Raw genomic sequence first — 21794 nt, 5'->3', positions numbered from 1 at the left:
GCTTCCTTCATGGCGGTGCGGCGTCGATCCCTTTCGGAGCGCGGGCAGCTCGATCTGTTCCGGGCGCTTCCCGGCGACTTCGCGCCACGAGATGCGCAGGATCTCATGGCCTATCCCTTCTTCTCCCTTTCCAAGACCCATCGCGTCGCGCCGATCGATTTCGTCGCCGGCAACGTGACGATCCGGGTGGAGGCGGTCCCCGATCACGGCATGGCGACCATCTGGGACGCCGACATCCTGATCTGGGCAGCGAGCCAGATCGTCGAAGCCCGCGATAACGGGCTTCGCACCTCGCGGCTGATGGCCGCCACGCCCTATGAAATCCTCACCTATGTCGGACGGGGCACGAGCTCACGCGACTATCAGCGCCTGAAAGCCGCGCTCGACCGTCTGCAGTCGACGACGGTTTCCACCTCGATCCGCCAGCCTGCCGAAGGCCGCCGTCATCGCTTCTCGTGGATCAACGAGTGGCAGGAGCGCACCGACCGCAACGGCCGCCCCGAAGGCATCGAGCTGATCGTGCCGGACTGGTTCTATCGGGCCGTCCTCGACGATGCGCTCGTGCTGACTATCGACCGGACCTATTTCGACCTGACGGGCGGTCTCGACCGCTGGCTTTACCGCCTGGTGCGCAAGCACGGTGGCCGCCAGCGCGCCGGCTGGCGCTTCGACTTCCAGCACCTCCACCAGAAATCAGGCAGCTTGTCGCCATTCAAGCGCTTCGCCTTCGAGCTGCGCGAAATCATCCGGCGCCAGCCGCTGCCCGGCTACACCCTGTTCCTCGAAACCGAAATCGGCGGCCGCGCACTGCTCGCTTTCGAGCCGCTGCCCGCCTGTGGACAAGCTGTGGACGGCCTCGTGCTATCGGGAACCCGGACTATCGTGCTATCGGGAACCCGAGGCTCGTGCTATCAGGAACCCAAACAGGGTTTAACGCACGGAAATTCCACACGAAATCGCGCCCTTAACTTAGAGTCTAACATAGACTCTAACCTTGAAGAGCGCGCGCGCGATGTGGAAAACCTCATCCGCGACGCCGCCAGAAGCCTCAGCGTTACCGCCAGGAAGAGCGCGCCGATCGCGCCGGCGGAGCCACTACAGACGGCTGCAAGCCGCCGCGTTGAAACCTCTCCATCCATCGATCCCGAGACGCCCCGTCTTCCTCTCGATCCGCCGGGAGGACGCCGATGATCGTCGCTCTCCTCAACCAGAAGGGCGGCGTCGGCAAGACGACGCTCGCCCTCCATCTCGCCGGCGAGTTGGCGATGCGCGGCAAGCGCGTGACCCTGATCGACGCCGACCCGCAGGGCTCGGCGCTCGACTGGTCGCAGCAACGCTCGCGCGAGGGCCTGCCGCGCGCCTTCGGTGTCGTCGGTCTCGCACGCGATACGCTGCACCGCGAAGCACCCGAACTCGCGCGTGACGTCGATCACGTTGTCGTCGATGGCCCGCCGCGTGTCGCCGGCCTCATGCGCTCCGCGCTGCTCGCCGCCGACGTCGTGCTGATCCCGGTGCAGCCGTCGCCGCTCGATGGCTGGGCCTCCGCCGAGATGCTGGCGCTCCTGGCGGAGGCGCGCATCTACCGGCCCCAACTCGGCGCCCGTTTCGTGCTGAACCGCTGCGGCGCCCGCACTGTCATCGCTCGCGAGACCGCCGAGACCCTGGCCGACCACGATCCGCCGGTGCTCGCCACAACGATTGGCCAGCGCGTCGTCTTCGCTGACGCCGCGCAGACCGGGCGGCTCGCCTCGGACATCGATCGGCGTTCGCCCGCCGCGCGCGAGATCGCGGCGCTGGCGGCCGAGGTCGAGCGTCTTTGCAACGAGAAGACCGCGCCATGACGGTTCTTCCCGAAATCATATTGTCCGGAGACTGCCGCGACCGCATGCCGGCGCGCGGCCCGTTCGACATGATCCTCGCCGATCCCCCTTACGGGGACACATCGCTCGCCTGGGATCGCCGCGTCGAGGGCTGGCTGACACTCGCGCGCGGGGCGCTCGCCCCAACCGGCTCGATGTGGGTCTTCGGTTCGCTGCGCAGCTTCATGGCAACCGCCGACCGCTTCGCCGACGCTGGCCTGCGGCTCGCCCAGGAGATCGTCTGGGAGAAGCAGAACGGCACCGGCTTCCATGCGGACCGCTTCAAGCGCGTACATGAACTGGCCGTCCAGTTCTATCCGGCCGAGACGCCTTGGCGCGACATCTACAACGACGTCCAGACCACGCCCGACGCGACAGCCCGGACCGTGCGACGCAAGCAGCGTCCGCCCCATACCGGCCAGATTGATGCTGGCCACTATGTCAGCCACGACGGCGGGCCGCGCCTCATGCGGTCGGTCATCTACCTGCGCAACTGCCACGGCCGCGCGATCCACCCGACTGAAAAGCCGTCGGCGCTCCTCGAAATCCTGATCCGCACCAGTTGCCCGGAAGGCGGCCTTGTTGGCGACTGGTTCGCTGGCTCCGGCTCCGCCGGCGAAGCCTGCCGGCTATCCGGCCGTCGCTATATCGGCTGCGAGATCGACCCCACAATGGCCGATCGCGCCCGCGACCGCATCGCCACCGTGCTGCCGTTCCATGACGGAGACCCGTCATGACGGCGCGCGCCGAAAAGCGCGGCTTCGCGCAGCGCCCCGCCGATGCGGACGGATGGATCAAAGCGGGGGACACGCCTCCGCCACGCAATGGCGCAGCCGTGACCTTCACGGCCCGGCTCACCATCGACATCACGCCTGAGCTGCGCGGCCGGATCAAGATCGCCGCCTTCAGCCGCGGCGTCACCGTCGCCGACATGCTGCGCGAGCTGTTCGAGCGCGAATTCCCTGACACCCAAGGAGACACACCATGACCGGCAATGCGGCGCTCCGCATCGGCGGCCGTCCGTTGCCGGACGGTCCAGCCGCGTTCACCACGCTCGTCGAACTCACCTGGATTGAGAAGCGCATCGAGAACTGGATCAGGTTCGGCCGCGAAAGCTACGAGCAGAAGCTCGACCGCCGCCACAGAGTGGTCGGCTTCGCGCCCGGCGCGATCTTCTGCCTCGTCCGCTGGGCGGCGAATGAGTACGGAACGATCATCTCGCGCCTGGACATCGTGCGCGCGGTCGACCGTGGCGAGCCGTTCCAGACGCTGCCCTTCGTACGTCCTGGCGGCGACATCCTGCTGAAGATCGAAAGCTGGCCGAAGGTGGAGGACGTGCTTCGCCATGTCGACGGGATCGAGGCCCTCGGCATCGATCCCGCGGACGCCGATCCCGATCACTGGCGACACGTCGCGCACTGGATGAATGCCGGCGAGATGCCGCGCCCCTACACGGCCGAGCGCCATCAAGCCTGGCTCCGCCGGCGGGAGATCGGGCGATGACGCGGCTCGGCTACCTCGCGGCGACATCCGTCGCCGTGCTCGGCATCGCCGCGGCCAGCGCCACGCCGATGCCGCTGAAACTCATCTGGAACGCGACGGCGAGCGCGCCGGTCGGCTTCTACACGGTCTCGCCGACCGGGCGGATCGAGGTGCCGGATCTCGTCGCCGTCATGCCGCCCGAGCCATTCGCCTCCATCATGGTCGAACGCGGTTATGTCGGCCGCGACGTGCCGATCCTCAAGCACGTCGTCGGCCTACCGGGACAGCGCGTTTGCCGCGACGGTCGCGCCATCACGGTCGACGACGTTCCGCTCGGCGAGGCCCGCGACCGCGACAGCCGTGGCCGCGACCTGCCGATCTGGCGGGGCTGCCGCGTGATCGGCGGCGGCGAACTTTTCCTCATGAACCTCGAAGCCACCGACAGCCTCGACGGCCGCTACTTCGGCCCGTTTCCCGCCTCCGCGGTGATCGGCCGGGCCACCCCGCTTTTCACCGACGAGGACGGCGACGGTCGCTTCGTCTGGCGCGCGCCAACGCGGTGAGCGCGCGTCCTTCGCAATCCCACCGCAGCACAGGAGACCATGACCATGGCCCAGATCGGACAGTTCACGCGCACGGAAGCGGGCTTCGAAGGCGAGTTCCGAACGCTCGGCATCAAAGAGGAAATCACCCTCGTTCCTGCCGAACCTTCGGACACCGAGAACGCCCCGAAATACCGCGTCCTGCTCGGTGACGAAGACGGCCTCGATATCGGCGCGGGCTGGATCCATGTCGGCGAACGGGCCGGCGAGTTCGTCTCGATCACGATCTACAGCCCGCTACTCGGCGGCACGTTTCGCGCAAATCTCTTCCGCGCCGGTGACGACGGTTCTGCCTGGGTGCTCACCACCGTCCAGCCCTCCAAGAAGCGGCAGGAGGACTGAATGGCGGCGCCCCGAGACCGCGCCTGCGCCGGACGTTTTTCCACCGTCCGGCGCTCAGCGCTCCTTCTCCTTTCCGGCCTGCTCTTCACCGCAGCCGCAACGCCGACGGTTCTGGCGCAAAGCGTGTCGCCTACGAGAACCGTCGCCGCGCATCCGCATGCGGCGCATATCGCGGAGGCATCGCGCCGCTTCGGCATTCCGCCACCATGGACCGTCGCCGTCATGGGCGCCGAGAGCGCGGGCGACGTGCGGGCCGTCTCCTCGGCCGGTGCGATGGGTCTGATGCAGGTCATGCCGGACACCTGGGCCGAGCTTCGCATCCGCCACGGCCTCGGCCGCAATCCTTACGACCCACGCGACAACATCCTCGCGGGTACTGCGTACCTGCGCGAGATGTGGGATCGCTATGGCGACATCGCCGCCATGCTTGCGGCCTACAATGCCGGTCCCGCACGCTACGACGAGCATCGTTCGAAGGGCCGAGCGCTGCCCGCCGAGACGCGGGCTTATGTCGCTTCGCTCACGCCCGCGCTGCGCGGCGAGCGCCCTTCGAAGAGCGGTTCGGCGGTCGCCCGGCCGCTCGACTGGCGCGAGGCGGCGATCTTCGTCGGGCGCGATGAAGGCGCTCCGGCCGCCAATTCCCAGACGTCGCATCGCTCGCCGGACGACGCCCTCTCGCCCGTCCCGGCGATGCCGCAGATGCTTGTCGCCGCACAGCCGGGGGGGCTGTTCGTCGCCCGGAATACCGCTGGGGACCGGCCATGAGCGGCCCGGCGGCAATTCGCATCCCATCGTGCGCTGGCGTGTCGTGGAGGACGCCGGGGGGTAGGGGCAGGCGCAGCAACCGTATGCGTCCGGGGGCTGCACATGATGTCAGCTCTTGACGGGATTTGTGGCTTTCCATCTCCAGGGCAGGAGTTCATCGAGGCGGTTGACGGGATGGCCGTCGACCATGCGCTGGAGTACGTCGGCAAGGTATGCGTAGGGCTCGACGCCGTTGAGCTTGCATGTTTCCACGAGCGAACAGACGACGGCCCATCGGTGGCCTCCGCCGTCGCTCCCGGCGAAGAGATGGTTCTTGCGCCCGAGGCTGATGGGGCGGATCGCGCGCTCGACCGGATTGGTGTCCATCTCGATCCGACCGTCGTTCAGGAAACGGGAGAGACCGTCCCATCTGGCAAGTGCATAGCGGATAGCCTTGGCCAATTCGCTTGCGCCGGGAATGAGCGGAAGCTGCGTCTCCAGCCAGAGTTTAAGGGCGCTGAGGAGAGGTTTCGAGCGGTTACGCCGCACGGCCACTCGGTGTGGTGGCGACTGACCGCGAACATCGGCCTCGATGGCGTAGAGTTCGCCGATCCGGCGAAGAGCCTCTTCGGCAATGGGCGAGCCTGTGGCCTGCACGACATCGTAGAACTTGCGCCTGGTATGCGCCCAGCAGGCGGCGAGTTCGATATTTCCGGCCTTGGTCAGCGTCTCGAAGCCGGCATAACCATCAACGTGCAGAACACCCTTGTAGATCGCCAGATGGCCGGCCGGACGTTCGGCCTTGCGGTCGGGCGCGAACATATAGACGGCGGCCGGCGGTTCCGGTCCAGCCCATCCGCGCTGTTCGCGGGCATAGACCCAAAGCCTGCCGGTCTTTGTGCGTCTGCGACCGGGATCGAGCACGGGAACCGGCGTGTCGTCGGCAAAGAGATAGTCGGAGGCAAGCACGTTCTTCGCCAGCCTGTCGTGCAGGGCTTCCAGCCACCAGCATGCACCGCCGACCCATCCGGCAAGCGTGGAACGGGCGAGATCGACGCCATGCCGGGCAAATATCTGCGATTGCCGATAGAGCGGCGTGTGATCGCAATATTTGGAGACGAGTACGTGCGCCAGCAGCGCGGGCGTCGCCAACCCGCCGGCGATCACCCGTTCGGGAGCTTCGTGCTGGGCGATCTTTTCGCAGGTCCGGCAGGCGTATTTCGGGCGGATGGTGCGGATCACACGCAGCGTCGCCGGTATCCAGTCGAGCATCTCGCTGATGCTTTCACCGACCATGTGCAAGGGACCGCCGCAGCAAGCGCAGGCGGCATGATCTACGTCGAGCACCCTGTCTTCACGCAGCAGATGATCGGGCAGAGGATTGCGCTTCGGTCGTGCTTCCCGATCCATCGTGACGACGGGTGCTGCTTCCTGAACGCGGGCGATATCGCCATCGAGGTCTTCCAGCGCCAGCTCGAACTGGTCGCCGTCGAGACGCTCGGAACGGCGGCCGAACTGCATGCGCTGGAGCTTCTTGATGATCGCCTGAAGACGCTCGATCTCGCCGTTTCTCTGATCGACGGCCGCCGCCATGTCGCGCACGAGACGCTGCAAAAGGACCGGATCGGAAGGCAGCTTTTCGAGATCGATCAACATGATCGAATCTACCACAAAGCGGTCAAAACCCCAAGGATTCAGGCACTTTTCGCGCCCGCTCGCGGCGCTTTTTCAGCCGGCCAGTTTCGGTTTCCAGACCCGTTCCGGCGCGCGCCAGTCGATCCCTTCGATCAGCATCGCGAGCTGCGCCGGTGTCAGTGTGATCGAGCCGTCATAACCCGTCATCACCGGCCAGATGAAGCCGCCCTGGTCGATCCGCTTTGTGAACAGGCAAAGCCCGTTTCCGTCCCAGAACAGGATTTTAAGCATCGACGCCTTCTTTCCCCGGAAGGCGAACAAATGGCCCGAGAACGGGTCCTGTTTGAGCGTCTGCTGCACCAACATGGCGAGCCCGTCGAGGCCTTTTCTCATATCGGTGTAGCCCAGCGCCAGATGAACCTTCACGCCAGCCGGAACGATCATCATGTGCCGGCCTCCTGCGCAGCGACATGCGCGCGAACCGCATCCGGATCGCTTCCTTCCGGCGCGAAGACCCGACGCCCGTCCGCCAGCTCGACGACCGTCATTCCGTCCGGCGGCTGCAAAAGATCATGCAGGACGGCGACACTTTCCGGCTCATCGACCTTCGCGACGGGAGCCAGACGGGCGCGCTTCTTCTGTACTACGCCGAACTGCACACGCCAGCGGAACAGCATGCCGGTGACGATCCCGTGCTTGCGGGCAACCGCCGATACGCTGACGCCGGGCTTGTCGGTTTCCAGCGCGATGGCGCGCTTTTCCTCGTCGCTGAAGAAGCGCCGGACAGGTTGTCGAGGCGTCGGCGGATCATCCTTCGGAGTGTCCGTCAAGCGGCTTTCCGACGTCATTTCCTTAGCACTAGTGCCAACGACCGGCCGGGCGGAGGGATGCAAGTGAGCACGCCAGTCGATTTCCGTCTCGCTTTCCTCCAGATGATCGCGCCATTTGCGCAGGCTCGTCGGCGAAAGTTGCAGCGACGCTGCGTACTCACGCACGCCCATGCCGCTCCAGTTCATCGCCTCGATATGCATTGCCCAGAACGCCTGAAGCCCACGATTACGCTCGTCCGTACTCACGCTGAAACGCCGTCGGGCGCGCTTCTTACGGCGGTTTTCCTGCGCCGCAAGCCGTTTCTGGCGACGCAATTCGGCCTGATATTCCGCGACCTTACGCGCCGCATCCTCGCCCGCGAAATACTTCAGCCAGCGATCCAGCGTGGACTTCGAAAGCCGATGCTGACGGCAGTATTCCGTTCGCGTCAGACCGCTACGCTGCCATGCCTCGACATGTACCAACCAGAAAGATCGAAACGCCGTGTTCTCGAAATGTCTCAAATTCATCGGAGATCCTCCATGCTACGAAGGAACCCCACATGCTGCGATTTTGCACGACCCAATCAGTGTGCAGAGACCGGACGCTTACGATGATCGCGCCATTTGCGCAGGCTCGTCGGCGAAAGTTGCAGCGACGCTGCGTACTCACGCACGCCCATGCCGCTCCAGTTCATCGCCTCGATATGCATTGCCCAGAACGCCTGAAGCCCACGATTACGCTCGTCCGTACTCACGCTGAAACGCCGTCGGGCGCGCTTCTTACGGCGGTTTTCCTGCGCCGCAAGCCGTTTCTGGCGACGCAATTCGGCCTGATATTCCGCGACCTTACGCGCCGCATCCTCGCCCGCGAAATACTTCAGCCAGCGATCCAGCGTGGACTTCGAAAGCCGATGCTGACGGCAGTATTCCGTTCGCGTCAGACCGCTACGCTGCCATGCCTCGACATGTACCAACCAGAAAGATCGAAACGCCGTGTTCTCGAAATGTCTCAAATTCATCGGAGATCCTCCATGCTACGAAGGAACCCCACATGCTGCGATTTTGCACGACCCAATCAGTGTGCAGAGACCGGACGCTTACCAGCAACCGGACGATGGCAGGATAAAAGGGCGCACGGTGCGCTTCGGTCGGGCGGTTGCTTTTGTTCATGTTTTTGGCGCGTTCCGCACCGTGCAGTGCCTTCGCGCACCGCGCGCTCCGCGCCCATCTTCCTGATTTTCTGGTGCTTTTTGCACCGTGCGGAGTCGCGTCATGTCCGATGACCACGAGTTCCGCATCCGTCCAGGCCGCATCAGATCGACCCGCGCGCAACAGGCCCGGCCTTTCGTTGCGCAGGCGCTCGCCGCAGCCAAGAAGGCAGGCGGCGGCGTCTCGCGCTCCGGCCGCGTCACCTCCGGCAATCGCTCACGCTTCGGGGGCGGCCAGCGCGCCAGCATCCAGGCCAATCGCCTCATCACGTCGCGCACCCGCGGCGCCGTCGTCAAGGCGCGTGTGGTCCGCCACACCGCTCGATCCGCGCCGCTCGGAACGCATCTCGACTATCTGCGCCGCGACGGCGTGACCCGTGACGGGGAGAAGGCGCGGCTGTTCGGGCCGGGAACGGAGAATGCCGACGCCCGCGCCTTCGCAGAGCGCTGTGGCGATGACCGGCATCATTTCCGTTTCATCGTCTCGCCAGACGACGCGCCGGACATGGCGGACCTCAGATCCTTCACGCGCGATCTCGTCGGCCAGATGGAAAGGGATCTCGGCACGAAGCTCGACTGGGTGGCCGTCGATCACTGGAACACCGAGCATCCCCATGTCCACCTGATCGTCCGCGGTGTGCGCGACGATGGACAGGATCTTGTGATCTCGCGCGACTACATCAAGGAAGGCATGCGCGACCGGGCGCGCGATCTCATCACGCAGGAGCTGGGGCCGCGCACCGACCTCGACATTCGTCGCACTCTCCAAAGCCAGATCGAAACCGAACGCTGGACGCAGCTCGACCGCCAGCTTGTCCGCGACGCCGGCAAGTCCGGCATCATCGACCTCGCGCCGCGCGCCGACCGACAGCCGGACGAATTCCACGCTCTGAAGGTCGGCCGGCTACGGACGCTGGAAATTCTCGGTGTCGCGGGACAGGTCGGCCATTCGCAATGGTTCATCAGGCCCGAGGCGGAGAGCGTCCTGCGCGAGCTCGGCGAGCGCGGCGACATCATCAAGCGCATGCACCGCGCTCTCACCGAACGCGGCATCGAGCGCGGCTCGGCGAGTTATGTGCTGGCCGGTGAAAGCCTCGACGTGCCCGTTGTCGGCCGCCTGCTCGAACGCGGTCTGGATGACGAACTGAAGGGCACCGCCTATGCCGTGGTCGACGGCGTCGACGGCCGCACCCATCATATCAAGCTGCCGCATCTCGATGCCGCTGGCGACAGCCCACCCGGATCGATCGTCGAGCTGCGCGCCTACGAGGACACGCAAGGTCAGCGCCGCGTCGCGCTCGCCGTCCGTTCCGACCTAGACATCCACGCGCAGGTCAACGCAACCGGCGCGACCTGGCTCGACCGGCAGGCGGTTGCCCGCGAGCCCATCGCTCTGTCGGAGGGCGGCTTTGGCGCCGAGGTTCAGCAGGCGCTCGAACAGCGGGCTGAAAACCTGATCGGCGAGGGCCTCGCCGAGCGGCAGGGCGGCCGCGTGGTCTTCGCCCGCAGGCTGCTCAACACGTTGCGAGGTCGCGAGGTCAGTGCACTCGGCGAGAAGCTCGCCGCCGAAACCGGTCTGCCATTCAATCATGCCGGCAGGGGGGAATATGTCGCCGGCTCCTATCGCCAGCGCTTCACGCTCGCCACCGGCCGGTTCGCCATGATCGACGACGGCCTCGGCTTCCAGCTCGTCCCCTGGTCTCCATCTCTCGAAAAGCAAATCGGACGTCACGTCTCAGGCGTCGCCCGAGACGATGGCGGCGTCGACTGGGACTTCGGCCGCAAGCGGGGGCTCGGCCTCTAACACCCGACAGAAAGGAACCTCGCCATGTCCGGCACCAAGATCCTCTGGGGACAGATCACGATCGTCTTCCTGATCGTGCTCGTTACTACCTGGGGCGCGACGCAATATGTTGCGTGGAGCCTCGGCTATCAGGCGCAGCTCGGCGAGCCATGGTTCAGGCTCTTCGGCGTTCCGGTCTATTTTCCAGCCGCTATCATGTGGTGGTGGTACTTTTACGACGCCTATGCGCCGGGCATATTCGCGACCGGCGGCATGATCGCCGCGTCGGGCGGTTTCATCGCCATCGCGGTCGCTATCGGCATGTCGGTCTGGCGCGCGCGCGAACAGAAGAATGTCGCCACCTATGGCTCGGCCCGCTGGGCAGAGAAGCCCGAGATCGAGGCTGCGGGCCTGCTCGATCCCGACGGCGTGGTGCTCGGTCGATACGATCACGAGTATCTGCGCCATGACGGGCCGGAGCATGTGCTGTGCTTTGCGCCGACACGATCGGGCAAGGGCGTCGGATTGGTCGTACCGTCGCTTCTGACCTGGCCGGGCTCGGCCATCGTCCACGATATCAAGGGCGAGAACTGGCAGCTCACATCTGGCTTCCGCTCAAGCCACGGTCGCGTGCTGCTGTTCGACCCGACCAACCCAAAATCCTCCGCCTATAATCCGCTGCTCGAGGTCCGCCGCGGAGAGTGGGAAGTCCGCGACGTCCAAAACATCGCCGACATTCTCGTCGATCCCGAAGGCAGCCTGGACAAGCGGAACCATTGGGAGAAGACCAGCCATTCGCTTCTCGTCGGAGCGATCCTGCATGTCCTTTATGCCGAGCCGGAAAAGACGCTTGCGGGCGTCGCCAACTTCCTCTCCGATCCGAAGCGTCCGGTGGAGTCGACGTTGCGCGCCATGATGAAGACCGCTCATCTCGGCGAGGCCGGGCCGCATCCTGTCGTCGCCAGTGCTGCGCGCGAACTGCTCAACAAATCCGACAATGAGCGCTCCGGCGTGCTCTCCACCGCCATGTCGTTTCTTGGCCTGTACCGCGATCCTGTTGTCGCCGAGGTGACGCGCCGCTGCGACTGGCGGATCAGCGACATTGTCGGCGGTGAGCGTCCGACGACGCTCTATCTTGTCGTGCCGCCCTCGGACATCAACCGCACAAAGCCCCTGATCCGCCTGCTGCTCAACCAGATCGGCCGGCGTCTGACCGAGGATCTGCAATCAGGTGGTGGCCGGCATCGTCTGCTGTTGATGCTGGACGAGTTTCCCGCGCTCGGCAGGCTCGATTTTTTCGAGACCGCCTTGGCCTTCATGGCCGGGTACGGCTTGAAATCTTTCCTGATCGCGCAATCGCTGAACCAGATCGAGAAAGCTTACGGGCCGAACAATTCGATCCTCGACAACTGCCATGTGCGCGTGAGCTTTGCGACCAATGACGAGCGGACGGCCAAGCGCGTCTCAGACGCCCTCGGGACAGCCACCGAGATGAAGGCCATGAAGAACTATGCCGGGCACCGGCTGTCCCCTTGGCTTGGCCACCTGATGGTGTCCCGCTCGGAAACCGCCCGCCAGTTGCTCACGCCGGGCGAGATCATGCAGCTTCCGCCGGCCGACGAGATCGTCATGGTCGCCGGCATTCCGCCGATCCGGGCGAAAAAGGCGCGCTACTATGAGGATGCCCGTTTCCGCGAACGCCTGCTGTCGCCGCCCGCCTTGAAGCGCCCGGAACAGATTCGTCCGGACGACTGGACCAGCCTGCCGATCCCGGCGCGGCCGGAAGCCCTCGATGCGCAACCCGCAGGCCGATCCGACGACGAGGACCCGACCGAATCCGAACGGCGGCTGCAGCACGAGCTCCACCGGGTAAAGCCGGTAGAAAAGAAAGCGCCGATCGAGAACGAGTTCGAGATCGAGCCGCCTGACGACATCGATGAGGATGCCGTGCGCAACCAGCGCATGATCCGCCAGATGCAAGGCGTCGCACGGCAGGTCTCGCTTGATCCGAATGACGGCATGGAGCTGTGAGGGGCCATGACCAGTCACAGAAAGAAGATAAAGACCTCGGTCTATCTGGACCCCGATGTCGAGAAGACGCTGGCGGATTTTGCCGCCCGCCGCGATCAATCGCAGTCCATGATCGCGGAGGCGGCCATCGCGTCGTTCCTCTCGCCGGACGATGCCGAGCGGCGCGAGGCGATCGTCGCCAAGCGCCTCGACCAGATCGACCGCCGCATGACACGCCTGGAACGGGACGTCGGCATCGCCGTCGAGACCCTTGCGGTGTTCATCCGCTTCTGGATCACCACGACGCCCGCCTTGCCGGAGCCGGCGGCACAGGCAGCGCGTGCCAAATCCAGCGAGCGTTATGAGGCGTTCATCACTGCGCTTGGCCGGCGCCTGGCGCAGGGGCCGAAGCTCCGTCAGGAGATTTCGGAGGACATTCCGGATACAGGGACTATCGATCGATAGTCGGGGGGGAACTGATTCTAATCTATTCGAACCGCAATGATTAGCCAGATTTTGAACTCTAGGATGACGAAAAGTCCTGATTTGGCGATTTTACAGAACTGCGATACCATATCTGGCAGCAATCGTAATGACACAAAAGACGCTAAGGTCATCCGTGAAAGTAATTGTCTTTGCTTTTATCGTTCTGTTCAATCTTGCAATTGCGAGCAGCGCGAACGGAATACCGTGGCAAAGCACCGATCCCGCGTCTGCCGGCTGGTCAATGGAGAAACTGCCCGTTGCTCAAGCCTATGCTTCCCAGCTTGAACCCCACGGCGGTCATGGTGGTGCAGGATGGGAAGGAGATCGCCAGTTGGGGCGACGTGTCCCGCAAGGTGAATGTCGCCTCCGGACGAGCAATTTCGTGAAGCTGTTGCAGCAGATCGCGGCGGCGGCTCGCTAACGCCGGCTGATCAAGTTCAAGGATACAAAATGTCATCTATAACAACGGGCAACGAAAGGCAGTACGGAGACAGCCGGAAGCTTGCGTCTCGCGCCCGCCTGAATAGCGAATACACGATTGTCGAGATTGGGTGGTTTCCGTGGGTGGCGAAGCAACTCTCCCTTAAACCTGCCGACAACATCCTTGATGTGGGGTGCGGCCCCGGCTGGTTTTGGGCGGCGACCGCGTACGAATTGCCGCGAAACCTGAATCTCACGCTTTCCGATCTTTCGCCGGGCATGGTTCAGGAAGCCGTTGATCGATGCCGGCCACTGCCGTTCGCATCGGTCACGGGCCAGCAGGCCGACGCGGCAGCGTTGCCCTTTGAAGACGGTGCCTTTGATGCCATCATCGCCATGCACATGCTCTATCACCTGCCTGACCCGTCGAAGGGCATTGCGGAAATGCATCGGGTTTTGAAGCCGGGCGGTTTCCTCGCGGTGACGACGAACGGGGCCGGGAACATGCGCGAGCTGTATGCGCTGACAACCGTGTTCGGCAGCGCGCCAGTGGACCCGGCCGGCGCTGCCCTCGGATACGCCGCCGCCGAACAGCTCATGCAGGCTCAATTCGGCGATGTTACCATGACGCAGCATCCGGCCCGCCTGCGAGTGACAGAGCCGGAGGACGTATTCCTTGCTCTCACATCCTATCCGCCCGGTGACAGGGCCGACGAGGCGCAGCTTGCCGCGTTTCGGGATGCGATCACCCAAGCGTTTCAGGCGGGGAATGGTGTTCTTGAGGTTGGCAAGGAAAGCGGGTTGTTCATCAGCCGGAAGGCGGTCTGAATTGTTGCGACTCGACCATCTTACCGTCATCGCTCCGACGCTGGCCGAAGGTGTTTCGCATGTCCGAAACTGTCTCGGCCTCGACGTGCCTTTCGGCACCCGTCACGAATACATGGGCACTCACAATCATCGGCTTCAGCTCGGAAATTCTATCTATCTGGAGATCGTGGCCCGTGATCCGGAGGGAATAGAGCTGGGCCGGGCGCGTTGGTTCGGCCTCGACAATCCGGAACAGGTCAAATCGGACTGGAACGAGGGTCGCCGCTTGAGGGGATGGGTTGCCAACACGGATGCGATTGACGCCGTTGTTTCAGCTCATAGTGCGATCTTGGGCGACAAGGTTCCCCTTCCGGCCGGGAGTCCGACTTTCGATTTTGCCATCCCCGAGGATGGCTCACTTCCTCTAGACGGTGCGGCCCCGTCGATCATCGACCACCGGGGCGATGCCAGCTATATCGCCTTCATTCCTGATCTCGGTGCGCGTCTTCATTCGCTCACTCTTGAGCATCCAGACCCGATCAGCATTGCGGCGCTCTATCGGGAACTTGCCATCCAGAATCCACCCCTAATCGTCCAAGGCCCCAAAGTCCGATACCGGGCGCTCATAGAGACGCCGGCCGGATTGAAGGAACTTACGTGACGGGACGGCCGCGGAATTTCTGAAACCGGCAACAGATCGGCTGTCACCGCAAAATCGGTGAGTTTCGTGTTGCAAGTCTTTGTCGCACGTGTTCGACAGGCCGTCTTAAAACTCTACGGGCTTGAGCCTGTTCAGGCGTTTGATGTCATTCGACGCGGATTTGCTGGCATTTCGGCTTATCGGCGTTTTGGGCGGCATGTGGCCTCAACGGAGCGCTTCCGGGCAATTTTCATGCGTCTATAAGGCGGATTTGCACTGATCATGCCCTTGCGGCGGCGATCAGGCCGATCACGCCGACAAGGGTGATGGCTCTTTTGATGTTGTAGGCGAGCGCGGTCAGGCTGAACTCGCCCCGGACATTTTCCAGCCTCCGCATCAGGAACGCGCCCTGGTTCATCCACTGCTTCATCGTGCCGAAGGGATGCTCGACACTTTCGCGCCTGATGTCGAGGATGTCGGGACGGGCTTCGAGGCGGCCGGCCATGCGATCGAGCACGGCCTCATTCTCAAGCCGGGTTACGCCCCGATAGGATTTGGAAGTGCAAGACGGACGCAAGCCGCAGCTCTTGCAAACCTTGCGGTCGCAATAGATCACCTTCACGTTCTCTCGTAATTTGCCGTAATAGCGGGGCCTCAGCGTCTGGCGTGCCGGGCAGGTATAGGTGTCTGCTTCCGCGTCGTAGCGGAACGCCTCTTTGGGGAAGAAGCCCTGGGCTACGGCGGGACCGCGCAGCGGCTTCGGCACGTAGGCGGTGATGCCGGCAGCCTCGCAGGCCTCTATGTCCTCGATCTTGAAGTAGCCCCGGTCGGCGACCGCCTCGATCTTCTCGACGCCGAGCGTGTCCATCGCCGCCTCGACGGTCGGGGCCAGAAGGCCGAGGTCGATCACCTGGTTGCACACCTCCTGTTCGGCGATCAGCTTGTGCTTGGTGTCCACGGCCAGCTGGACGTTGTAGCCGACGCCGACCTTGGTCATGCGCGCCATGGCGCGGGCGTCCGGATCGGTCAGCGATATCTGGTCCTCGCCGGTGCGATCCAGTTCCTCCAGCATGGCCTTGTGCCGGGCGCGCTTGTCCCTGATCGCCGCGATCTTCCCGGCGAGCTTGCCGCCGGAACCGCTGCTGTCGCCGCCAACGCGCTCCTCCTCGGCATCGCCTTCATCGAGGCGCTCCATGTAGTCGGCCAGCTTCTCGTCGGCCTCGCGGATGAACTTCGACAGAGCACCACGCGTGAAGTTGCGGTCCTTGTTGTTGACCGCCTTGATGCGCGTGCCGTCAACCGCCAGCAACTCCCGCCCGAACAGGTCAAGCTGCCGGCACAGGATGACGAACTCGCGAAACACCTTCCTAAAGGCCGAACGGTTCACCCGCCGGAACGTGGCGATGGTGCGGAAATCCGGCTTCAGGTGACGCAGCAGCCAGATCATCTCGATGTTGCGATGGCATTCCGCCTCCAGCCTCCGGCTCGACCGAACGCGGTTGAGATAGCCGTATGTGTACAATTTGAGCAGATCGGCGGGGTCGAAGCCTGGCCGGCCGGTATCCTTCGCGTCAACCCGCACGAACCCGGGAGCCTTCAGATCGAGCCCGTCAACGAAGGTCCTCGATAAAGCGGACCGGGTTGTCCGGCCCGACATAATCGTCAACCGCCTCGGGCAGAAGTAGCAGTTGCGAACGGTCTGTTCCTGAAAGATGTGCCATGGCAAATCCTACCACAGCCGCCTATTCTCCGGAATCGCCGAGAGAGTTTTGGGACAGTCTCTCGAAATCCCGCGACATAATTTGCGCCAGGAATCCATCGTACGTGATACTCGGCTGTGCCCGCATCTCCCCCGGATCCTAAAAGGTCGGCCAGCAACAAGTTACCGCTCGGAGCGGCCGACTGCGCCCGAATGTTCGGCGGCCTACCGCCGATCTCCTGTATTTGCACGCCATGCTACTACTACGACCGAAACTTGTTGAATTGGCCTGATTACGGGCTCTTTTAATCATCCCCGATCCGGGGATCATCTGTTGCGTCCCCACGAGAAACGGGGACGAGATGGCATCCACTCACCACAGGCAAGAGGCGAGCCAGCGCGGCGCGCGCATGCTGCGCACCGCGCTCGGAGCGGCAATCGCTCGGTTTCTCGAAGACCCGACCGTGGTCGAGGTGATGCTGAACCCCGATGGCCGTATCTGGATCGATCGGCTATCCGAAGGGCTGGCCGACACTGGCGAGACCATGACGGCCGCCGACGGCGAGCGCATCGTGCGTCTGGTCGCGCACCATGTCGGTGCGGAGGTCCACGCCCGCTCGCCGCGCGTCTCGGCCGAGTTGCCGGAAACAGGTGAGCGTTTTGAGGGCCTCCTTCCGCCAGTCGTAGCGTCACCCGCCTTTGCCATCCGCAAGCCGGCCGTCGCGGTCTTCACGCTCGACGACTATGTGGCCGCCGGCATCATGACGGCCGATCAGGCGGTGAAGCTGCGCGCAGCGGTGCAGTCCCGCGCCAACATACTCGTCGCTGGGGGCACTTCTACTGGCAAGACAACGCTGACCAACGCGCTGCTCGCCGAGGTGGCGAAGACAGCAGATCGCGTCGTCATCATCGAGGATACCCGCGAACTGCAATGTGCAGCACCGAACCTTGTCGCGATGCGGACCAAGGACGGCGTTGCCACGCTCTCCGATCTTGTCCGCTCCTCGCTTCGCCTCCGGCCCGACCGCATTCCCATCGGCGAGGTCCGCGGCTCAGAAGCCCTCGACCTCCTCAAAGCCTGGGGCACCGGCCATCCGGGCGGCATCGGGACCATCCACGCCGGCTCCGGCATCGGCGCGCTGCGCCGTCTCGAGCAACTCATCCAGGAAGCCGTCGTCACCGTCCCGCGCGCCCTGATCGCCGAGACCATCGACCTGGTGGCGGTCCTCGCCGGGCGCGGCTCGTCGCGGCGGCTTGCTGAGCTCGCACACGTCGACGGCATCGACCCCGCCACCGGCGACTACCGCATCACCCCCGCAACAATCTCAAACGGAGAAGCTGAATGAATTCGCCCGTCATTTCGAATGTGACCAATCCGCTCGTCCTGTCGACGGTGCCCATGAATCGAGAGCTGTCCGCTGGCTCGATCATGCGTGGCAGCTATAAGCGTCTCGCCAGTTCGACCGCGCTTTTCACCATCATGATGCTGGCGGCCACACCTCCGGCCCAAGCCTCCGGTTCCTCCATGCCGTGGGAGCAGCCGCTTCAGCAGATCCTCCAGTCGATCGAGGGGCCGGTCGCCAAGATCGTGGCGGTGATCATCATCATCGCCACCGGTCTGGCGCTCGCCTTCGGTGATACCAGCGGCGGCTTCCGCCGTCTGATGCAGATCGTGTTTGGTCTGTCGATCGCCTTCGCGGCCAGCTCGTTCTTCCTGAGCTTCTTCAGCTTCGGCGGCGGAGCACTCGTCTGATGGCGGCGGTCCTCGAACAGCTCGACGCGGTGCCGGGCTTTTCGGTGCCCGTCCATCGCGCCTTGACCGAGCACATCCTGCTCGGCGGTGCGCCGCGTTCCATCGCGATCATGAACGGCACGCTGGCCGGGGCCGTGGGCCTCGGCCTCCGCCTCTGGCTCGTCGGCCTCGCCATCTGGGCAATCGGTCATTTCGTGGCCGTCTGGGCGGCCCGTCGCGATCCGCTCTTTGTCGAGGTCGGGCGCAGGCATCTGCGCATTCCGGCTTTCCTGGCGGTGTGAGGAGCGCGATCATGATGAATCTCGCCGAATACCGCCGCTCCGCCGCCCGCCTTGCCGACTATCTGCCCTGGGTCGCTCTAGTCGCTCCCGGCATCGTGCTGAACAAGGATGGCTCTTTCCAGCGCACAGCCCGCTTTCGGGGTCCAGATCTGGATTCCTCCGTCGCGGCCGAGCTGGTTGCCGTTGCGAGCCGCATCAACAACGCTTTCCGCCGCCTTGGCCTGGGCTGGAGCATTTTCGTCGAGGCGCAACGGTACGAGGCCGCCACCTATCCCGACAACATCTTTCCCGATCCCGCGTCGGCTTTGGTCGATGCCGAGCGCAAAGCCGACTTCGAAGAAGCCGGCGCACATTTCGTATCGAGCTATTTCCTCACCTTCCTGTTTCTTCCGCCGGCCGAGGAAGCCGCGCGTACCGAGTCCTGGCTTTACGAAGGGCGTGAGCGCTCGGGCGTCGACCCGCACGAGATTCTGCGCGCCTTCACCGACCGCACCGATCGCGTGCTGGCGCTGCTCGACGGTTTCATGCCGTCCTGCGGCTGGCTCGATGACAGCGAGACGCTGACCTACCTGCATTTCTGCGTGTCGACAAAACGCCACCGTGTCCGTGTGCCGGAAACGCCGATCTATCTCGACGCACTACTCGCCGATCAGCCGCTCACCGGCGGTCTGGAGCCGCGTCTTGGCGATCAGAACCTGCGTGTCCTGACCATCGTCGGCTTCCCGACCGCGACGACGCCCGGCCTGCTCGACGATCTGAACCGGCTGGCCTTCCCGTATCGATGGTCGACGCGCGCGATCCTCCTCGACAAGACCGACGCGACCAAGCTGCTCACCAAGATCAGGCGGCAATGGTTCGCCAAGCGCAAGTCGATTGCCGCGATCCTCAAGGAGGTGATGACCAACGAGCAATCGGCGCTGGTGGACACCGACGCCGCGAACAAGGCCGCCGACGCGGACATGGCGTTGCAGGAGCTTGGCGCGGACGTCGCCGGCATGGCCTATGTCACCGCCACGATCACGGTCTGGGACGCCGATCCGCGCCTTGCCGATGAAAAGCTGCGGCTGGTCGAGAAGGTCATCCAGGGCCGCGACTTCACTGCCATGATCGAGACGGTGAACGCGGTGGACGCCTGGCTCGGCAGTCTGCCCGGCCATGTCTATGCAAACGTGCGTCAGCCGCCGATCTCGACGCTCAATCTCGCCCACATGATTCCCCTCTCCGCCGTGTGGGCGGGGCCGGAACGGGACGATCACTTCGATGCGCCCCCGCTGTTTTACGGCAGAACCGAAGGTTCGACCCCGTTCCGGTTGTCTTTGCATGTCGGTGATGTCGGCCACACGCTCGTCGTCGGCCCAACCGGCGCGGGCAAATCCGTGCTTCTCGCCCTCATGGCGTTGCAGTTCCGCCGTTATCTCCGCAGCCAGGTCTTCGCCTTCGACTTCGGCGGTTCGATCCGCGCCGCATCGCTCGCCATGGGCGGCGACTGGCACGATCTCGGCGGCGGCCTGACCGAAGGATCGGAATCCTCGGTATCGCTCCAGCCGCTGGCCCGCATCCACGACACCTATGAGCGCGCCTGGGCCGCCGACTGGATCGTCGCGATCCTCCTGCGGGAAGGGATTAAAATCACCCCGGAGGCAAAGGAGCACATCTGGACGGCGCTCACCTCCCTCGCATCGGCGCCGGTCGGTGAGCGCACGATCACTGGCCTCAGCGTCCTTCTCCAGTCCAACGAACTCAAGCAGGCACTCCGCCCGTACTGCGTCGGCGGTCCATATGGCCGCTTGCTCGATGCCGAAGCCGAGCATCTCGGCTCGGCCGACGTGCAGGCATTCGAGATCGAGGGGCTGGTCGGAACGGGCGCTGCGCCTGCTGTGCTCGCCTATCTCTTCCACCGCATTGGCGACAGGCTGGACGGGCGGCCGACGCTGCTCATCATCGATGAAGGCTGGCTGGCGCTCGACGACGAAGGCTTCGCCGGCCAGCTCAGGGAATGGCTGAAGACGCTTCGCAAGAAAAACGCCTCGGTCATTTTCGCCACGCAGTCGCTCTCGGACATCGACAATTCGGACATTGCCCCGGCGATCATCGAAAGCTGCCCGACCCGCTTGCTCCTGCCGAACGAACGCGCGATCGAGCCACAGATCACAGCCATCTATCGCCGCTTCGGCCTCAATGATCGTCAGATCGAGATCCTCGCGCGGGCGACGCCCAAGCGGGACTACTACTGCCAGTCACGGCGCGGCAATCGCCTGTTCGAGCTGGGCCTGTCCGAAGTCGGCCTCACGCTCTGCGCCGCTTCCTCGAAATCCGACCAGACGCTGATCGCCCAGATCGTCGCCGAGCATGGCCGCGATGGCTTCCTCGCGGCCTGGCTCAACGCCCGCGATGTCGCCTGGGCCGTCGATCTCCTTCCCAACGTCGCAACGCTCATCCCCCAACCCGAAAAGGAGCTTCAGCCATGAGCGTCCGTCGACTTCACAAATCATCCGCGGTTTTCGCGGCGACAATGCTTGCACTGCCGCTCGCGGTCTCGCCCTCCGTAACCACGCCCGCCTACGCCTGGAGGATCGTCTATGATCCATCCAACTACGCGCAGAACGTGCTCACGGCCGCGCGCACGCTGGAACAGATCAACCACCAGATCACCTCGCTTCAGAACGAGGCGACGATGCTGATCAATCAGGCGCGCAATCTTGCGAGCCTTCCGTTCTCCTCGCTCCAGACGCTTCAGCAGAACGTTCAGCGGACGCAGCAACTCCTGACCCAGGCGCAGAACATCGCCTTCGATGTGCAGAGGATCGATCAGGCGTTCCAGCAGCAGTACGGCAACGTCTCCATGTTGGCCACGGATCAGCAGCTCGTCTCCGGTGCGCGCTCGCGCTGGCAGAACACCGTCGGCGGCCTTCAGGACGCCATGCGCGTCCAGGCGGGTGTCGTCGGCAACATCGACACCAACCGCACGCAGATGAGCGAACTGGTAAGCCAGAGCCAGGGCGCGACGGGCGCGCTACAGGCGACGCAGGCCGGCAACCAGCTCCTCGCACTCCAGTCGCAGCAGCTTTCCGATCTGGTCGCCTTGCTTGCGGCCAACGGGCGTGCCGGCGCGCTGACCGAAGCCGAGCGCACGGCTGCGGCGGAGCAGGGACGGGAACAACGCCGCCGCTTCCTGACGCCGGGCTCGGGCTACCAGCCGGGCAACGCGCAGATGTTCAATGGCAACTGAGG

General features: G+C 64.3%; 24 protein-coding genes. 19 read left to right on the top strand and 5 right to left on the bottom strand.

Going from position 1 to position 21794, the window contains the following annotated elements:
• Nucleotides 1-9: 9 nt before the first annotated feature.
• Genes KWJ32_RS21190 through KWJ32_RS21155 form a run of 8 tightly spaced genes read left to right on the top strand, consistent with a single transcriptional unit; the run spans nucleotide 10 to nucleotide 5050 of the window.
• A complete protein-coding gene (locus tag KWJ32_RS21190) occupies nucleotides 10-1191 on the top strand; it encodes a replication initiator protein A (protein WP_151610477.1) in 1182 nt (393 codons plus the stop codon).
• Entirely contained in the window at nucleotides 1188-1841 is a 654-nt protein-coding gene (gene parA / locus KWJ32_RS21185; protein WP_151610476.1) for a ParA family partition ATPase, read from the top strand. The genes KWJ32_RS21190 and parA overlap by 4 nt, the downstream gene beginning before the upstream one ends.
• Complete coding sequence (locus KWJ32_RS21180; RefSeq protein ID WP_151610475.1) at nucleotides 1838-2596, top strand: site-specific DNA-methyltransferase; 759 nt, start codon at nucleotides 1838-1840, stop codon at nucleotides 2594-2596. Before parA ends, KWJ32_RS21180 begins: the two co-directional genes overlap by 4 nt.
• A complete protein-coding gene (locus KWJ32_RS21175; RefSeq protein WP_151610474.1) occupies nucleotides 2593-2847 on the top strand; it encodes a hypothetical protein in 255 nt (84 codons plus the stop codon). Before KWJ32_RS21180 ends, KWJ32_RS21175 begins: the two co-directional genes overlap by 4 nt.
• A complete protein-coding gene (locus tag KWJ32_RS21170) occupies nucleotides 2844-3362 on the top strand; it encodes a DUF2840 domain-containing protein (RefSeq protein WP_151610473.1) in 519 nt (172 codons plus the stop codon). Before KWJ32_RS21175 ends, KWJ32_RS21170 begins: the two co-directional genes overlap by 4 nt.
• Nucleotides 3359-3904 (top strand): S26 family signal peptidase, encoded by a 546-nt coding sequence (locus KWJ32_RS21165; protein WP_151610472.1) that lies wholly within the window; start codon nucleotides 3359-3361, stop codon nucleotides 3902-3904. Before KWJ32_RS21170 ends, KWJ32_RS21165 begins: the two co-directional genes overlap by 4 nt.
• A gap of 45 nt (nucleotides 3905-3949) precedes the next feature.
• A complete protein-coding gene (locus tag KWJ32_RS21160; protein ID WP_151610471.1) occupies nucleotides 3950-4285 on the top strand; it encodes a DUF736 domain-containing protein in 336 nt (111 codons plus the stop codon).
• The gene (locus tag KWJ32_RS21155) at nucleotides 4286-5050 is read left to right on the top strand and encodes a lytic transglycosylase domain-containing protein (protein WP_151610470.1); all 765 of its coding nucleotides are present in this window, start codon (nucleotides 4286-4288) and stop codon (nucleotides 5048-5050) included.
• Between the two features lie 108 nt (nucleotides 5051-5158).
• Here KWJ32_RS21155 and KWJ32_RS21150 read toward each other — a convergent pair whose 3' ends face one another.
• The 4 genes from KWJ32_RS21150 to KWJ32_RS21135 form a co-directional block, all read right to left on the bottom strand.
• The gene (locus KWJ32_RS21150; RefSeq protein WP_151610469.1) at nucleotides 5159-6685 is read right to left on the bottom strand and encodes an IS66 family transposase; all 1527 of its coding nucleotides are present in this window, start codon (nucleotides 6683-6685) and stop codon (nucleotides 5159-5161) included.
• A 72-nt stretch (nucleotides 6686-6757) separates the two neighbouring features.
• Entirely contained in the window at nucleotides 6758-7111 is a 354-nt protein-coding gene (gene tnpB, locus KWJ32_RS21145) for an IS66 family insertion sequence element accessory protein TnpB (RefSeq protein WP_151610468.1), read from the bottom strand.
• On the bottom strand, nucleotides 7108-8004 hold the full coding sequence (locus tag KWJ32_RS21140; protein WP_151610467.1) for a transposase: 897 nt from the start codon (nucleotides 8002-8004) through the stop codon (nucleotides 7108-7110). The genes tnpB and KWJ32_RS21140 overlap by 4 nt, the downstream gene beginning before the upstream one ends.
• Nucleotides 8005-8060: 56 nt before the next feature.
• The gene (locus tag KWJ32_RS21135; RefSeq protein WP_256886218.1) at nucleotides 8061-8495 is read right to left on the bottom strand and encodes a hypothetical protein; all 435 of its coding nucleotides are present in this window, start codon (nucleotides 8493-8495) and stop codon (nucleotides 8061-8063) included.
• A gap of 253 nt (nucleotides 8496-8748) precedes the next feature.
• On the opposite strand from KWJ32_RS21135, the gene KWJ32_RS21130 reads away from it, so the two are divergent.
• From KWJ32_RS21130 to KWJ32_RS21105, 6 genes are all read left to right on the top strand, one after another.
• Complete coding sequence (locus KWJ32_RS21130) at nucleotides 8749-10488, top strand: VirD2 family relaxase/mobilization nuclease (protein ID WP_151610466.1); 1740 nt, start codon at nucleotides 8749-8751, stop codon at nucleotides 10486-10488.
• A 24-nt stretch (nucleotides 10489-10512) separates the two neighbouring features.
• The gene (locus KWJ32_RS21125) at nucleotides 10513-12498 is read left to right on the top strand and encodes a conjugal transfer protein TraG (protein WP_151610465.1); all 1986 of its coding nucleotides are present in this window, start codon (nucleotides 10513-10515) and stop codon (nucleotides 12496-12498) included.
• A 6-nt stretch (nucleotides 12499-12504) separates the two neighbouring features.
• The gene (locus KWJ32_RS21120) at nucleotides 12505-12942 is read left to right on the top strand and encodes a CopG family transcriptional regulator (RefSeq protein WP_151610464.1); all 438 of its coding nucleotides are present in this window, start codon (nucleotides 12505-12507) and stop codon (nucleotides 12940-12942) included.
• 127 nt (nucleotides 12943-13069) lie between these two features.
• Nucleotides 13070-13384: a hypothetical protein gene (locus tag KWJ32_RS21115; protein WP_151610463.1), complete on the top strand. Its 315-nt coding sequence runs from the start codon at nucleotides 13070-13072 to the stop codon at nucleotides 13382-13384.
• Between the two features lie 29 nt (nucleotides 13385-13413).
• The gene (locus KWJ32_RS21110) at nucleotides 13414-14211 is read left to right on the top strand and encodes a methyltransferase domain-containing protein (RefSeq protein ID WP_151610462.1); all 798 of its coding nucleotides are present in this window, start codon (nucleotides 13414-13416) and stop codon (nucleotides 14209-14211) included.
• Nucleotide 14212: 1 nt separating this feature from the next.
• Nucleotides 14213-14851, top strand: a complete 639-nt coding sequence (locus KWJ32_RS21105) for a VOC family protein (protein WP_151610461.1) — start codon at nucleotides 14213-14215, stop codon at nucleotides 14849-14851.
• Between the two features lie 259 nt (nucleotides 14852-15110).
• Here KWJ32_RS21105 and KWJ32_RS21100 read toward each other — a convergent pair whose 3' ends face one another.
• Complete coding sequence (locus tag KWJ32_RS21100; protein ID WP_235906885.1) at nucleotides 15111-16412, bottom strand: IS1182 family transposase; 1302 nt, start codon at nucleotides 16410-16412, stop codon at nucleotides 15111-15113.
• 479 nt (nucleotides 16413-16891) lie between these two features.
• Here KWJ32_RS21100 and trbB point away from each other — a divergent pair, with 479 nt between their 5' ends.
• The 5 genes from trbB to trbJ all read left to right on the top strand — a co-directional run bounded on the left by trbB (nucleotide 16892) and on the right by trbJ (nucleotide 21792).
• Nucleotides 16892-17875: a P-type conjugative transfer ATPase TrbB gene (gene trbB, locus KWJ32_RS21095; RefSeq protein WP_151610460.1), complete on the top strand. Its 984-nt coding sequence runs from the start codon at nucleotides 16892-16894 to the stop codon at nucleotides 17873-17875.
• Nucleotides 17876-17958: 83 nt separating this feature from the next.
• Nucleotides 17959-18282 (top strand): TrbC/VirB2 family protein, encoded by a 324-nt coding sequence (locus KWJ32_RS21090; protein ID WP_151610492.1) that lies wholly within the window; start codon nucleotides 17959-17961, stop codon nucleotides 18280-18282.
• The gene (locus KWJ32_RS21085) at nucleotides 18282-18563 is read left to right on the top strand and encodes a VirB3 family type IV secretion system protein (RefSeq protein ID WP_100653002.1); all 282 of its coding nucleotides are present in this window, start codon (nucleotides 18282-18284) and stop codon (nucleotides 18561-18563) included. Before KWJ32_RS21090 ends, KWJ32_RS21085 begins: the two co-directional genes overlap by 1 nt.
• Before the next feature lie 11 nt (nucleotides 18564-18574).
• Entirely contained in the window at nucleotides 18575-21031 is a 2457-nt protein-coding gene (gene trbE, locus KWJ32_RS21080) for a conjugal transfer protein TrbE (RefSeq protein WP_151610459.1), read from the top strand.
• Entirely contained in the window at nucleotides 21028-21792 is a 765-nt protein-coding gene (trbJ, locus tag KWJ32_RS21075; RefSeq protein ID WP_151610458.1) for a P-type conjugative transfer protein TrbJ, read from the top strand. The genes trbE and trbJ overlap by 4 nt, the downstream gene beginning before the upstream one ends.
• Nucleotides 21793-21794: the final 2 nt, after the last annotated feature.

The organism is Ochrobactrum sp. BTU2 (assembly GCF_024539785.1).
Taxonomy (GTDB): domain Bacteria; phylum Pseudomonadota; class Alphaproteobacteria; order Rhizobiales; family Rhizobiaceae; genus Brucella; species Brucella anthropi.
This window is presented reverse-complemented; position numbering and strand designations above follow the sequence as displayed.

Bases quoted from the DNA above. Each gene is read 5' to 3' on its own strand.
- KWJ32_RS21190 (WP_151610477.1), top strand. From the start codon at position 10: ATGGCGGTGCGGCGTCGATCCCTTTCGGAGCGCGGGCAGCTCGATCTG.
- parA (WP_151610476.1), top strand. From the start codon at position 1,188: ATGATCGTCGCTCTCCTCAACCAGAAGGGCGGCGTCGGCAAGACGACG.
- KWJ32_RS21180 (WP_151610475.1), top strand. From the start codon at position 1,838: ATGACGGTTCTTCCCGAAATCATATTGTCCGGAGACTGCCGCGACCGC.
- KWJ32_RS21175 (WP_151610474.1), top strand. From the start codon at position 2,593: ATGACGGCGCGCGCCGAAAAGCGCGGCTTCGCGCAGCGCCCCGCCGAT.
- KWJ32_RS21170 (WP_151610473.1), top strand. From the start codon at position 2,844: ATGACCGGCAATGCGGCGCTCCGCATCGGCGGCCGTCCGTTGCCGGAC.
- KWJ32_RS21165 (WP_151610472.1), top strand. From the start codon at position 3,359: ATGACGCGGCTCGGCTACCTCGCGGCGACATCCGTCGCCGTGCTCGGC.
- KWJ32_RS21160 (WP_151610471.1), top strand. From the start codon at position 3,950: ATGGCCCAGATCGGACAGTTCACGCGCACGGAAGCGGGCTTCGAAGGC.
- KWJ32_RS21155 (WP_151610470.1), top strand. From the start codon at position 4,286: ATGGCGGCGCCCCGAGACCGCGCCTGCGCCGGACGTTTTTCCACCGTC.
- KWJ32_RS21150 (WP_151610469.1), bottom strand. From the start codon at position 6,685: ATGTTGATCGATCTCGAAAAGCTGCCTTCCGATCCGGTCCTTTTGCAG.
- tnpB (WP_151610468.1), bottom strand. From the start codon at position 7,111: ATGATGATCGTTCCGGCTGGCGTGAAGGTTCATCTGGCGCTGGGCTAC.
- KWJ32_RS21140 (WP_151610467.1), bottom strand. From the start codon at position 8,004: ATGAATTTGAGACATTTCGAGAACACGGCGTTTCGATCTTTCTGGTTG.
- KWJ32_RS21135 (WP_256886218.1), bottom strand. From the start codon at position 8,495: ATGAATTTGAGACATTTCGAGAACACGGCGTTTCGATCTTTCTGGTTG.
- KWJ32_RS21130 (WP_151610466.1), top strand. From the start codon at position 8,749: ATGTCCGATGACCACGAGTTCCGCATCCGTCCAGGCCGCATCAGATCG.
- KWJ32_RS21125 (WP_151610465.1), top strand. From the start codon at position 10,513: ATGTCCGGCACCAAGATCCTCTGGGGACAGATCACGATCGTCTTCCTG.
- KWJ32_RS21120 (WP_151610464.1), top strand. From the start codon at position 12,505: ATGACCAGTCACAGAAAGAAGATAAAGACCTCGGTCTATCTGGACCCC.
- KWJ32_RS21115 (WP_151610463.1), top strand. From the start codon at position 13,070: ATGACACAAAAGACGCTAAGGTCATCCGTGAAAGTAATTGTCTTTGCT.
- KWJ32_RS21110 (WP_151610462.1), top strand. From the start codon at position 13,414: ATGTCATCTATAACAACGGGCAACGAAAGGCAGTACGGAGACAGCCGG.
- trbB (WP_151610460.1), top strand. From the start codon at position 16,892: ATGGCATCCACTCACCACAGGCAAGAGGCGAGCCAGCGCGGCGCGCGC.
- KWJ32_RS21090 (WP_151610492.1), top strand. From the start codon at position 17,959: ATGCGTGGCAGCTATAAGCGTCTCGCCAGTTCGACCGCGCTTTTCACC.
- KWJ32_RS21085 (WP_100653002.1), top strand. From the start codon at position 18,282: ATGGCGGCGGTCCTCGAACAGCTCGACGCGGTGCCGGGCTTTTCGGTG.
- trbE (WP_151610459.1), top strand. From the start codon at position 18,575: ATGATGAATCTCGCCGAATACCGCCGCTCCGCCGCCCGCCTTGCCGAC.
- trbJ (WP_151610458.1), top strand. From the start codon at position 21,028: ATGAGCGTCCGTCGACTTCACAAATCATCCGCGGTTTTCGCGGCGACA.